Below are 12503 nucleotides of genomic sequence, written 5' to 3' on the forward strand. Positions count from 1 at the left end.
GTTTCTTAAAACGTAAATAGGCTATTTAATTTTCCTTCAAGTACATCGTATGAAAAATATTTTTTACCAAGGTTAAAATTATATTCACCAATTTCTAAACATCGTTTTGGATTATAAATGATATCAGACATTTGCTGCACTTTTTCACTGGTTAAATTCCCATCTTCAGTCATCACAGTTTCAAAACCTTTATTACCAATATCCTGCATATAAACTGGTTTGTAGTTATTTACGAATATGGGCTTTTTGGCAAGTACACATTCTACAAAAGCGTTTCCAAAACCTTCATAGGTGCTAAAGTAAGTACAGGCTCTTCCGTGTGCGTAAACATCAGATAAATCTTTATGATCTAGTACTTTGTGTGCTGCGAATATGACTTGATTAGCCAAATTTAAATCATGAATTTGATCGATTAATTCATTGTAATATTCTTTATTTTCATCATCATTATTATTTCCTGTAATAACAAGCTTTAACTTTTTATCATCTAGCTTATCTATTAACGAAATAGCGGTTTCAATACCTTTTCGCCTAACAATACGGGTGACTTGTAATAATGCAATTTCATCATCTGTAATACCTATATCTTTTAGAAAGAACTGGTTTTCTGGAGTTGGGACACCGTAAACACGATTAAAATCCATCACATTTGGGACTAAAGTCGCATCAATATTAAATCTGTTTTTAAAGGTTTCTACTCCGAAAGTGTTAATAACCGCATGCTTAACATGTGGAATTAATAAAGGGAAATTATCATCAATATATTGATTGATTTCTGGATGTGCTGAAACATAACGCTGACCACGTTCCCAATGAAAATCATGGTCGTGCGTTACAATGGGTAATCCAGTTTCTGTAATGAGTTTTTTAATAGCAACCCCCATGGATAAATGGCAAGGGAGTGCTGAGGCATTTTCTGAAAGTATAGCGTCAATTTTTTTATCTGCTACCCATTGAAGCATTGCTTTATAAATCATGTTAGAGGCATCTTCAACATGGTCTAATAATGGTTCTGGATTTTTATCGGGTTCGTAAAACGCTTTACGCTGGCCCCATTCGGCTTCTACTGAAAAAAAAGATAAAGCTGGAAATAGATAATCATGTTCATAATCCATATCCCAAGACTCAAATTCTCCTGACATAATAAAGACTTCATGACCTAGTTTTTTTAATATATCTATCCATTTCTCTGTTTCAAGCGCCACACCATCAACACCTCCAATTCTTCCAATAATAATACCTATTCGCATATAAATTAAATATAAAGTTGCATACCTAAAGATACATTTTTATAAAAAAGCTGAAAGGTTTTGAAAGCTTATGTTTAAGAAATTACCACTTCAAAAATTTTAATAATATTTAAAAATGGGTTATGAAATATAATGGAAATATATTGATAAAATGATAATCTATAATTAATCATTTTAAATAGAAACCTAATCCATTTCCATAATTAAATTTGTATTATGTGCTGTCCGTAATGTTTGATGCTATGCTGCAAAACCTCCTTCGTTATCATACACAAAAACTCATAAAAGAAATATTTCTGACTTATATGGCATCAGTGATAAAAAAATATAAGTATTAACAGAGGTATTGAAGTTTATTTAATTTTGGTAGCGGTAATTGAAAACCCAGGATAAAGGTGACAAAATAAGCCAGAAACCTTTCCCTTATCATCTCGTTTAAAATGAAAATCATAATATTGTCCTATTAATGAAAACTCTGATTTGTTTAGGGCATGTAATTTTAAATCTTCGGAAAAGATGTTATTAATCCAAGTCAGCTCACCATCTCTAACAATAATCTCAAAAGTATTATAATCGGTTTTATATTTTCCAGTGTATTCCAGCAATTCATCTTTAGGCAACATAATAAATGGTCTTTGATACACAAACCTCATGCCTTGAGAAAGGGCTTCAGATTCACCTCCTGCGTGCGCCATATTTTCAACAATTCTAAAACCTAATTCCAAGTTTTTATAGCGTCGTTTTTTAATTTGGTTAACCATCTTAGTTGCATTTTGTACTTGATCATACTGACCGCTAACTAGCATAACTCTGGCATTTATGCTTGTATTACTTTCTGAGAATTTTTCTTCTAGTCTATAGGAGTATCCATTGTCCCACCAAAAAGATGGGTTATTTATTATATAACCATTAAACAAAGTGGGTTTTGTAAAAAGCACATAATGTGTAAACAAACCTCCAAAAGATGTTCCTGCCAGAGTTCGATTTACTTTATCTGTTCTATAAAGACTATCAATCATAGGAATTATTTCATCACTTAAAACATTCAAAAACTGAGATGCACCACCCGACAATGGCATATCTACCGTAGTTGTTGGCGTTAAATCTGTTACTCTAAGCACCCAATCATCTGGTTTTTCACCACCATAGGCAACTCCAACAATTATAACTTCTGGAGCTAATCCGTCCCACCTAATGCCATTATAAACAAAAGTAGTACTCCCAAAATTCCCATAAGCATCAAGCGCGTAATAAACAGGATAGGTTTTTGTTGAATCATTTGCATAACCATCGGGTAGTTTGACGTACAATTTGTATCCTCTATCGTTAATTTTTGAGGTAAAGGTTACTGATTCATCACCAACAACAAACAAATCTTTTGGTTCTTTTGAAATAGTTTGACCTAACAATGAATGAGGAAATATAAATAGAATAATAGCAAATACGAAAACTACGTGAAACTGATTTTTCATGATTTATAATTGATATTTACAGTAAGGAATAGTTATAAACTTACAAAAAACATCAAACAAATCTAGATTATTTAAAAATTTATTATCATCCGTGATTCTTTTAAATCTGATTGATACATTCACTAATGGAGAAATACTTACTAACATCACTACATTAACATTAGTAGAACTTACAAAAAAAAGACATGATAAATCCTAGACAAGGTTCAATAAACAAACTATTTATCAAGCGGATAACCTTTAACGTAATACCCTAACTTCTTTCCATTTTCTTTAAAAGCATCATTTATCTCCCAATTGTAATTTGTGGTTTTTAAATCAATTAACAATAGCTCAATATCTTCAAAAGTATAAGTACGCATTAAAGATGCTTGACCATCCCAAGCATATGCCAATGGAATTATTGGAACGAGATAAGTAAAAAGTAGTTGGGTAACTGTTAGGTTTTTTGAAAAAGGTGTCATTAATAATGACATAATAATAAGAATGCTTAAAGATATTGGAAGTAACAATACCCATATTATAAATGGCACATTATTTTTTGCTAATTCATATATTAAAATAGGTTGATTACTTTTTAAGGCGGATTGTAAAATGTTTTTTGCTATTTCAGGGTTCATATGATGAAAACTAGCAATCATGGTTTTCAAGCCTTTTGGTGCTTCTAATAAATTTGCTGCGTTTATTGATTCATTATGGTAATTAACGAATTCATTATCATTCGTATTTGTCTTTTTAACTAATTTTGGGTTTGGATGCAAATCGGTTAAAAGTAAATTCAACTTAGCTTCTTTTTCCTTTTCATTGATGTAATTTATAACTTCTGGCATTGGTCCTCCAGAACCAGAACCCAAATCTATAATGGCATTAAAATGAACTTTTTTCTGTAAATCTATAATAAGACTCGATATAACTTCAGTAGTTCCCATCATTTTATGTAAAACCAAAATAAGATTCGTCATACCAGTTCTAATACTCGAAGGAAACCAACTAAAATCTTCAAACTCAAATAATTCCTTACGTTTCATAATCATTAATAATATTAGATTATAAATGTAAAAATAAAAAAACCCTTTCCAAATTAATGGAAAGGGTTGCGTAAAAAGCGTTTCGAGCTACGAGATAAGTAACCAACCAAATTTTAACCCTAACTTAAAATTACTCCCGTATCTTTATTTGGCTTTCTACAATGTCTTTTATAGGGATTATTAATTTTCCTTTTTCTGTTTTAAGAGTTACTGAAATACTATTAATAGCCTCCACTTCTCCTTTTATATTATTAAATTCTATAATTTGACCAATCTCATAAATTTTTCTTGCATAAAACGTTTTTAATAGATTGCTTACTGCATTTTGTGCTCCAAAACCAAATGCTAATGCAAATGCTAGTAAAAAAGCTGCCAAAATCATGGTTATATTACTTGTAATAATCTCAGTATCTACGCCTGCTTGGTTCAATGCTGTAATAGAAACAAACGTAAGTATAATAAAGAATACTACTTGGCTTATTAGTTTGGCACCCGATAAGTCCATGGATTCGAAAAATGAGCGAATACCCTTTTTTATAAGGTTAGCTAAAATGAGTCCTATGGTAAAAATAATTAGAGCCGTAAATAACTGAGGTAAATAGCTTAACAAATCACTAATTTTTTCAGAAATCATGGTCAGATTCATAATATCTAAAGCCATAATAATGAGCATGATATACATAACCCACTTTACAAATTTCGATACGATTTTAACCGTGTCAAAATTTAGTTTCTTACCTTCAATTATCTCTATATCATTTAAAGTATCATCAAGCTTATTGGCATGAGCAAGCTTTAATCCTTTTTTTACAATTTTTACAATTAACTTGGTTAATAGCCATCCAAAAATTAATAATAGAATGGTACCTATTATATTAGGAAATACTTCTGCTATTTCTTTCCATATGGCAGTTAAAGACTCCATGGCCATCTCTTTCCATTTTGTTGCTTTTTCCATGATTACACTTTTTAAGTTAGGGTTATATAAGTTAAATATTTTCTCGATTTTTTACCACGGTTTCTATAATATCACCAATATTATATGAAAACAAGGCAGCCAATTCCATAATAAGCTTAGCCATGGCTATGTCGCTCATTACTTTAGACTTAAGTTCTGGCGGAACTTCCTTTAGTGGTCTGTCTATTTGTTTAAACGGATTTTCCATGGTTAGATGTTTTCAGCGTATACTGATGTTAGTTTATCTTTGGCTCTTTTTATGCGCATCTTTACTGCACTTTCTCCTATTCCTAGTACCGATTCTATTTCTTTTATAGTTAAATAGTCTTGGTACTTTAATAAAAGAATCATTTTCTCATCTGGTGAAATTAGATTCATAGCATCTTTTAGCTTATCTACTTTCATTTTTAGAAAACTCTTATCTTCTATTTCATCATCAGATATATTTTCTATATCCTTATAGTCAACAGACTGTTTTTCAATTTTTTTTGCTGTATTCCTTGTTACATAATTTACACAATGGTTATATGTAAATGCATACAACCAAGTTGAAAATTTCGACTTCCCTTTAAAACTAGCTAATTTTATAAATAGTTTTAAAAAAACATCTTGTGTTAAATCTTTTGCTTCATCTTCATCCCTTGCAAATCCATAACACTTATTATATACAACTGTCGAATATCTTTCATATAAAATCTCAAAAAGCAACGTATCGTTGTTTTTTACGATTGATTCTACCAGAAACTCGTCTGTTTGCTTGTTTATATTTTCTAGGGTATCCAATTGTAGCTTGCGCTAATTTAGTTGATGTTATTTTTAAGACACAGGTCTATTTAAAAAGTCACATATTATTTCTAAAGGTTAACGAATTTAGTAAAGATTTTCTGATTTATTGAAAATGAATTAAATTTATAATCAACAAACAACTACAAACCAAATACTTACAAAATGAAAAATATTCTTTATACCCTATTATTAATTTTGATATTTTTTTCGTGTAAAAAAACTCAAAAGACCTCAGTTGAGTCAATTGTAGCTACTAAAGCTTCTTCAAAATATGCTTGTGTCCCTCAGGTTACAGATATAGCATGGTATGAAGGGAATAATATTGCGCCTCTTTTTGAAGGTTATGATGTAATAAATTACCCTATAACAACTAGAGATACTTTAGTACAACGCTATTTTAATCAAGGAATGGCTTTAGCATATGCCTTTAATCATGCCGAAGCTGCAAGGTCATTCTATTATGCAACTAAATTAGATCCTGAATGTGCCATGGCATATTTTGGGTATGCCTATGTTTTAGGCCCAAATTATAATGCAGGTATGGAAGCTGATAATTATGAGCGAGCTTATGAAGCCATTCAAAAAGCAAAAAAACTCTCTACTAACGCATCAATAAAAGAGCAAGAATTTATAGATGTTATGTCCCTTCGTTATGCTATTGAACCTCCAGAAAATCGATTAGGGCTAGACACTAAATATTCTGAAGCACTGAAAACTTTATATAGTAAATATCCTGAAGATACTGAGATTAGTGCTTTGTATGCAGAATCTCTAATGAATTTGCATCCTTGGGATTTAAATGAAAAAGATGGAACAGAAAAACCCTGGACCATAGAGATAGTAGCACTACTAGAAAAGCTTATTGAACAAAATCCTAATCATCCAGGAGCGCATCATTTTTATATTCATGCTGTGGAAGCCTCAAATACACCAGAACGCTCTAACATTTCTGCAAAAGCCTTTGATGATGGTTTAGTTCCTGGTTCGGGACATTTACTACATATGCCATCTCATACATACATTAGAACGGGAGAGTATCATAAAGGCACATTATCTAATATCGCAGCTATAGAAGCAGATAGCACTTATGTCACAGCTTGTCATGCACAAGGAGCTTATCCATTAGCATACTACCCACATAATTATCATTTCATGGCAGCAACAGCCACCTTAGAAGGTAATAGCCATTGGGCAATGATAGGTGCTAAAAAAGTATCAGAGCATGTCCATCCAGAAATTATGAAAGAACCAGGTTGGGGAACCTTGCAACATTATTATACCATTCCATACTATGTTGCAGTAAAATTTAAAAAATGGGATGAGATATTGGAAATGAAGCTTGAAACCTACGATTTAAAATATCCTAAAGCTATTCGTCATTATGCCGAAGGTATGGCATACCTAGGAAAGCATGATTTGAATAAAGCTAAAATTGAATTAGCCGCTTTAAATGAATTATCCAAAGATGAAAGTTTAAAAGACGTTACAGTTTGGGATATTAATTCTGTTTATACCCTAGTTCAAATAGCCGAAAATGTCTTAAAAGCTGAAATTTTAGCTTACGAAAGAGATTATAAAGCCAGTATTGTTTTACTTAAAGAAGCCGTTAAAATGGAAGATGCTTTAAATTACAACGAACCACCAGATTGGTTTTTCTCCATAAGACATCATTTAGGACATGTATTGTTGCTTAATGGTCAAAAAAGATTAGCCATTGAAACATATTTAGAAGATTTAGAACGATTACCAAAAAATGGCTGGGCATATCATGGTATTAAAACTGGCTATGAAGCTTTAAATGACAACCAGAATACTTTAAAATATGAAGCTCTTTTTAAAGAAAGCTGGGAACACGCAGATTTTGAGTTATAAAAAAAGCGAACCTTTCGGTTCGCTTCCCCAAATATAACCAAACATCATTTTTTCAATACTTTTCTAGTTAAATCACCCAAAATAGATTTAACCTTTAAAAAGTATATACCATTGGTTAAATTAGTTACGTTTATTTGGTTTTCACCTGCCATTAAATAACCGTTGCTAATTACTTTTCCTAATGTTAGGATTGCATAATTTGCATCAATATCTAATTTTAGGTACATGATGTTCTTTATTGAATTGGGGTATGTTTAAATTTATTTTTACACTAAATTTTTATTTTAAGCACAAAATAAACATTAGGATATAACATTAAATCACTATTAATCTTATAATTAAATAGAATAGAGAAAAGTAAAGCTATATTCATAAATGCTAATGTTTAAAACATAACATTTATAGGTAATAGCATCAATACTCAAATTGTATAAATACAATTCAAATTAGAAGGGGTGTGCTATTAAAAACTCTAAGGAAAATCTAATTTAATAAAAACGAGCGTGTTAGACAATAAAAAAATGTTAAAACTTAATAATCGAACCAATTTTCATTATCATTATTATATCTATGATGCTCTGTATTATTTACATCGGAATACAAAGTATTCAAAGCAATGTTTTTACTAAGATCTAAATGCGATAAATAATTATTTCTGCAATCAAGATAAGTAAGAGATACAAAAGCTTCAATACCTTTGAGACTCTTAATTTTTTTATTATATAAATCTAGAAATGATACCGTTTGCACATCACTTCTTAAAACAACTCCGTTTACTTCTTTATCAGTGTCAATCCCCAACTCCACAAGTATACGTTCAAAATTTTTATCAGGAATATTAACTGTTTGACCATAGCAAAAAGCACAAAGCATTGTGCATGCTATAAAAAAGAAAGGTTTCATAATGGTTGGTTAATTATTAGCTGACAACAAGTTACAAAATATAATTAACAAATTCTTAACAAAATATTATTAATTATATTAAAAAGAAAAGCAGCTAATGAAAAACGCAAAAAAATTTATAAAGATAGCGGCAATAGTAAAAACTTGTTTTAGCAAATTGTATGACTAGAAAATAACAGAATATTTCTAAGCAACGTTTTATTTATATTTACTAAATGATATTACACTCAAAACATAAGCGACAAATAAGACAAATAATTGCTTTTGGGATTATCTGGCTCATGTTTGGCTTTGTTTATGTGCTTTTAGAATTTGGGCTTATAGGAAGATTGCCTGAATATCCTTCAACAGGAAACAAATACTCTTTTTTAAATTCTTTAATTAGTGTTAGTATTGGCAGCTTTTTAATGGGATTAATTATTGGTTGCATTGAAGCTTTATGGCTAAAAAAATATTTTGAAAGAATACCCTTTTGGAAAAAAATACTATTTAAAAGCATATTTTATCTTCTACTAATTATTTCATTTATAATAATTCTTACCTTAATCAATAATGCCCTTTATTATGATGCTTCTATTACAGACCCGTTAGTTATTAATAGTCTCTTCAACTTTTTTAAAACCTTCTCATTTTGGGTTATGGTTATATATACGGGCTTAATTTTAGACCTATCCCTTTTTTATTCTGAAATAGAAGCTTACCTAGGTAATGGAATTATATCTAATTATATGGGTAAGTACCACAAACCCAAACAAGAAATTCGAATATTTATGTTTTTAGACATGAAGGCTTCAACTTCTATTGCTGAAAAAATTGGTCATAAAAAATACTTTGATTTACTCAAAACCTATTATGCTGATATGACTGAGGCAATTTTAGATACTAACGGCGAAGTCTATCAATATGTTGGTGATGAAATTGTTGTTTCTTGGGATGAAAACAAAGGGCTTTCAAATAATAATTGTCTGCAATGTTTTAATGAAATTTCTAAAATATTTAATAATAAAAAAGACACTTATCTTAAAACATTTGGTTTAGTACCAGAATTTAAGGCGGGTTTTCATATTGGTGAAGTTACTACTGGCGAAATAGGAATTATTAAAAAAAATATTTTCTATATAGGAGATGTTTTAAACACAACGGCTCGAATACAAGCAGAATGTAATAACCATGAATCAAGAACACTTATTTCTGAAAAACTAAAAAATGTGTTACAAGAATCTGAGAGTTTCTCTTTTTTAAAAATTGAAAAATTAGTACTTCGTGGCAAAAAAGAGGCTATTCAATTATATGATGTGACTTATCATTAATTTGTTGCAGATAACTCTTTTCCATTAATAGTTTCATCTTTTTATTATGTTTTGAAATAAAAACCCATACTACAGTTGGTTACATTTATACTTCTTTTGAATTTACAAAAGCACTGTCTGTAACCAAAGATTTATTTGAAGCTTTTTTTGATAACATCAAACAAAATTTGAAAGTTTTAACTCAAAAAAAACTAAAATCTAAACATAATCAAAAAGAAAAATCGCCTAAAAATTCCTTTTCAGACGACCTCTTAATATTATACTCATTCTTGATTTCTCAAGAAAAGAACTTAAATATGTAAAGCCCTATCTTCAGTAGCCGCTAAAGCTGCTTCTTTAATAGCTTCAGTAAATGTAGGATGGGCATGTGACATTCTAGATATATCTTCCGCAGAAGCGCGATATTCCATAGCTACAACAGCTTCAGCAATCATATCTGCAGCACGAGCTCCAATCATGTGTACGCCTAAAATTTCATCGGTTGTTTTATCCGCTAAGATTTTAACAAAGCCATCCAAATCCATACTTGCTCTACTTCTTCCTAAAGCTCGCATTGGGAAAGAACCCACTTTATATTCCACACCAGCTTCTTTTAATTCTTCTTCTGTTTTACCAACTGCTGCTACTTCTGGCCATGTATAAACCACTCCAGGTATTAAATTATAATCAATATGTGGTTTTTGTCCAGCAATAGTTTCTGCAACAAAAACACCTTCTTCTTCAGCTTTATGAGCTAACATAGCACCTTTTACCACATCGCCAATAGCATAAATATTTGAAGCCGACGTTTGTAAATGCCCATTTACTTCTACTCGACCTCTATCATCCAGTTTTACACCTGCAGCTTCAGTATTTAAACCATCTGTATAAGGTTTACGACCAACAGATACTAAACAATAATCGCCTTTAAATTCTACTTCTTCGCCTTTTTTGTTATCTGCTTTAACAATAACCTCATCACCAACACGGGTAACAGATTTCACTTTGTGAGATACTTGCATTTTGAATTTGGCTTTTTTGAAAACCTTATTCAATTCTTTAGATAAACCAGCATCCATAGTTGGGATGATTCTATCCATAAACTCAACAACAGTAACTTCAGCACCTAAACGACGGTAAACTTGCCCTAATTCTAAACCAATAACACCACCACCAATAACAATTAGGTGTTTTGGAATTTCTTTAAGTTTTAATGCTTCAGTAGATGTGATGATGCGCTCTTTATCCAATTCAATAAATGGCAAATTAGATGGCTTACTACCTGTAGCTATAATGGTGTTTTTAGCTTCAATCTCGGTAGTTTCTTCACCAGAAATTGTAATATGAGTTGCATCCTTAAAGCTTCCTAAACCTTGGTAAACATCAATGTTATTCTTCTTCATCAAAAAATCGATACCGCCTGTAGTTTGGTCAACAACTGCTTGTTTTCTAGCAATCATTTTTTCTAAATTCACTTTTACTTCACCTGGTATTTCAATACCATGCTCTTCAAAATGCTTAACAGCATCGTCATAATGGTGAGACGAATCTAAAAGTGCTTTACTTGGAATACAGCCTACATTTAAACACGTTCCTCCAAGTGTTGAATATTTTTCAACAATGGCGGTTTTCATGCCTAATTGTGCACAACGTATAGCTGCAACATATCCTCCAGGACCTGAGCCAATAACGGCTACATCGTATGAATTCATAAAATATAATTGATATTATTTGTAAAAAATTGAAGAACAAAAATACGAATGTTTTACCTTAAGGCAATAAAAAAAGGGTCTTAATACAGCGCAATTCTTTTAGAATAAAAATATTAAATTCATAAATTTATGTAGTTTTGTCCTCCATGCAAAAAACCATTAACATCCAAAATAAAAAAGCACGCTTTCTATATGAAATTTTAGATAGGTATACTGCTGGTATTGTATTGACTGGTACAGAGATAAAATCCATTAGAAGTAGTAAAGCTTCTATTGCCGAAAGTTTTTGTGAGTTTAGTGAAAATGGCGAATTATTTGTAGTGAATATGACTATTCAAGAATATGCTTTTGGCAATTACTACAACCATAAACCCAAAGCAACTAGGAAGTTACTTTTAAATAAAAAAGAACTTAAAAAACTGAATAAAGAGGTTCAAAATACTGGACTTACCATTATCCCTTTACGTTTATTTATTAATGATAAAGGTTATGCCAAATTAGATATAGCCTTAGCAAAAGGTAAAAAGCTTTACGACAAACGTGAAACCATAAAAGACAGAGATAATAAGCGTGACCTTGATAGAATCAAAAAAAATTTCAAATAAATTAAGAGTCTGTTAACGCTTATAATCTGTTTTAATTTCTATTTTTCAATTTTTATATAATAAGATGAAGAAACTATTAATTCTTTTATTTGTAAGCTCCCTTGCTACAAATTTAAATGGACAAAATAATACTGATGAGGAAGTTGTAGAATTTACTATTGATTCTTCAGCTGTACTAACTTTAGATAGTACATTAAAGAATTTATATGGGGTTATTTCAGGTGAAAAAGGCGAAAAAAGAAATTGGAAACAGTTTAAATTTCTCTTTAAACCTGACGCTAAGTTAATTCCTTCTGGAAAAAATAATGCGGGTGTTTATCAAGTCCGCTACATGTCTCCAGACGATTATATAAAAAATTCAGGGAAATGGTTAGTCGAAAATGGTTTTTTTGAAAAGGAAATTAGCAGACGTGTCAATAACTTTGGTGCTATTACACAAGTATTTAGTACCTATAAATCTTATTATAGTAAAAAAGATACCGAACCATTTATGCGTGGCATTAACAGTATTCAACTTCTAAATGATGGAGAACGTTGGTGGATCATCAACATATACTGGACCCAAGAAACCGATGAAAACCCAATTCCTAAAGCGTATTTACCAGACTAAAATTAAAACAAAATCATT

General features: G+C 30.7%; 13 protein-coding genes. 4 read left to right on the forward strand and 9 right to left on the reverse strand.

The window, feature by feature from the left end; genetic code table 11:
- Positions 1-5 precede the first annotated feature (5 nt).
- From Q0739_RS07760 to Q0739_RS07785, 6 genes are all read right to left on the reverse strand, one after another.
- Positions 6-1250 carry a glycosyltransferase gene (locus Q0739_RS07760; RefSeq protein ID WP_298238146.1) on the reverse strand — a complete coding sequence of 415 codons (1245 nt, stop codon included), beginning with the start codon at positions 1248-1250 and terminating at the stop codon, positions 6-8.
- A gap of 353 nt (positions 1251-1603) precedes the next feature.
- Complete coding sequence (locus Q0739_RS07765; protein ID WP_298238147.1) at positions 1604-2722, reverse strand: alpha/beta hydrolase-fold protein; 1119 nt, start codon at positions 2720-2722, stop codon at positions 1604-1606.
- A 218-nt stretch (positions 2723-2940) separates the two neighbouring features.
- The gene (locus Q0739_RS07770) at positions 2941-3750 is read right to left on the reverse strand and encodes a hypothetical protein (RefSeq protein ID WP_298238148.1); all 810 of its coding nucleotides are present in this window, start codon (positions 3748-3750) and stop codon (positions 2941-2943) included.
- A 130-nt stretch (positions 3751-3880) separates the two neighbouring features.
- Complete coding sequence (locus tag Q0739_RS07775) at positions 3881-4708, reverse strand: mechanosensitive ion channel domain-containing protein (RefSeq protein WP_298238149.1); 828 nt, start codon at positions 4706-4708, stop codon at positions 3881-3883.
- Between the two features lie 31 nt (positions 4709-4739).
- Positions 4740-4916: a hypothetical protein gene (locus tag Q0739_RS07780; protein WP_298238150.1), complete on the reverse strand. Its 177-nt coding sequence runs from the start codon at positions 4914-4916 to the stop codon at positions 4740-4742.
- A 2-nt stretch (positions 4917-4918) separates the two neighbouring features.
- On the reverse strand, positions 4919-5491 hold the full coding sequence (locus Q0739_RS07785) for an RNA polymerase sigma factor (RefSeq protein ID WP_298238151.1): 573 nt from the start codon (positions 5489-5491) through the stop codon (positions 4919-4921).
- Positions 5492-5656: 165 nt separating this feature from the next.
- Here Q0739_RS07785 and Q0739_RS07790 point away from each other — a divergent pair, with 165 nt between their 5' ends.
- The gene (locus Q0739_RS07790; RefSeq protein WP_298238152.1) at positions 5657-7366 is read left to right on the forward strand and encodes a hypothetical protein; all 1710 of its coding nucleotides are present in this window, start codon (positions 5657-5659) and stop codon (positions 7364-7366) included.
- 44 nt (positions 7367-7410) lie between these two features.
- On the opposite strand, the gene Q0739_RS07795 is transcribed toward Q0739_RS07790, so the two are convergent.
- Positions 7411-7605, reverse strand: coding sequence for a T9SS type A sorting domain-containing protein (locus Q0739_RS07795; RefSeq protein ID WP_298238218.1), 195 nt, complete (start codon positions 7603-7605; stop codon positions 7411-7413).
- A 292-nt stretch (positions 7606-7897) separates the two neighbouring features.
- The gene (locus Q0739_RS07800; protein WP_298238153.1) at positions 7898-8269 is read right to left on the reverse strand and encodes a hypothetical protein; all 372 of its coding nucleotides are present in this window, start codon (positions 8267-8269) and stop codon (positions 7898-7900) included.
- 215 nt (positions 8270-8484) lie between these two features.
- Between Q0739_RS07800 and Q0739_RS07805 the strand changes: the two genes are divergently transcribed.
- Positions 8485-9579 (forward strand): adenylate/guanylate cyclase domain-containing protein, encoded by a 1095-nt coding sequence (locus Q0739_RS07805; RefSeq protein ID WP_298238154.1) that lies wholly within the window; start codon positions 8485-8487, stop codon positions 9577-9579.
- A 290-nt stretch (positions 9580-9869) separates the two neighbouring features.
- On the opposite strand, the gene lpdA is transcribed toward Q0739_RS07805, so the two are convergent.
- The gene (gene lpdA, locus Q0739_RS07810) at positions 9870-11270 is read right to left on the reverse strand and encodes a dihydrolipoyl dehydrogenase (protein ID WP_298238155.1); all 1401 of its coding nucleotides are present in this window, start codon (positions 11268-11270) and stop codon (positions 9870-9872) included.
- 146 nt (positions 11271-11416) lie between these two features.
- Between lpdA and smpB the strand changes: the two genes are divergently transcribed.
- Both smpB and Q0739_RS07820 read left to right on the forward strand, forming a co-directional pair.
- Complete coding sequence (gene smpB / locus Q0739_RS07815; protein ID WP_298238156.1) at positions 11417-11875, forward strand: SsrA-binding protein SmpB; 459 nt, start codon at positions 11417-11419, stop codon at positions 11873-11875.
- 64 nt (positions 11876-11939) lie between these two features.
- Positions 11940-12485 (forward strand): hypothetical protein, encoded by a 546-nt coding sequence (locus tag Q0739_RS07820; protein ID WP_298238157.1) that lies wholly within the window; start codon positions 11940-11942, stop codon positions 12483-12485.
- The last annotated feature ends 18 nt before the right edge of the window (positions 12486-12503 follow it).

The sequence above is a fragment of the uncultured Algibacter sp. genome (genome assembly GCF_947487605.1).
GTDB lineage: Bacteria > Bacteroidota > Bacteroidia > Flavobacteriales > Flavobacteriaceae > Algibacter_D.

What these genes read in the sequence shown, in the direction of transcription:
- Q0739_RS07765 (WP_298238147.1), bottom strand. Translation starts at nt 2,722, where the DNA reads ATGAAAAATCAGTTTCACGTAGTTTTCGTATTTGCTATTATTCTATTT.
- lpdA (WP_298238155.1), bottom strand. Translation starts at nt 11,270, where the DNA reads ATGAATTCATACGATGTAGCCGTTATTGGCTCAGGTCCTGGAGGATAT.
- Q0739_RS07770 (WP_298238148.1), bottom strand. Translation starts at nt 3,750, where the DNA reads ATGAAACGTAAGGAATTATTTGAGTTTGAAGATTTTAGTTGGTTTCCT.
- Q0739_RS07760 (WP_298238146.1), bottom strand. Translation starts at nt 1,250, where the DNA reads ATGCGAATAGGTATTATTATTGGAAGAATTGGAGGTGTTGATGGTGTG.
- Q0739_RS07775 (WP_298238149.1), bottom strand. Translation starts at nt 4,708, where the DNA reads ATGGAAAAAGCAACAAAATGGAAAGAGATGGCCATGGAGTCTTTAACT.
- Q0739_RS07790 (WP_298238152.1), top strand. Translation starts at nt 5,657, where the DNA reads ATGAAAAATATTCTTTATACCCTATTATTAATTTTGATATTTTTTTCG.
- Q0739_RS07800 (WP_298238153.1), bottom strand. Translation starts at nt 8,269, where the DNA reads ATGAAACCTTTCTTTTTTATAGCATGCACAATGCTTTGTGCTTTTTGC.
- Q0739_RS07805 (WP_298238154.1), top strand. Translation starts at nt 8,485, where the DNA reads ATGATATTACACTCAAAACATAAGCGACAAATAAGACAAATAATTGCT.
- Q0739_RS07820 (WP_298238157.1), top strand. Translation starts at nt 11,940, where the DNA reads ATGAAGAAACTATTAATTCTTTTATTTGTAAGCTCCCTTGCTACAAAT.
- smpB (WP_298238156.1), top strand. Translation starts at nt 11,417, where the DNA reads ATGCAAAAAACCATTAACATCCAAAATAAAAAAGCACGCTTTCTATAT.
- Q0739_RS07780 (WP_298238150.1), bottom strand. Translation starts at nt 4,916, where the DNA reads ATGGAAAATCCGTTTAAACAAATAGACAGACCACTAAAGGAAGTTCCG.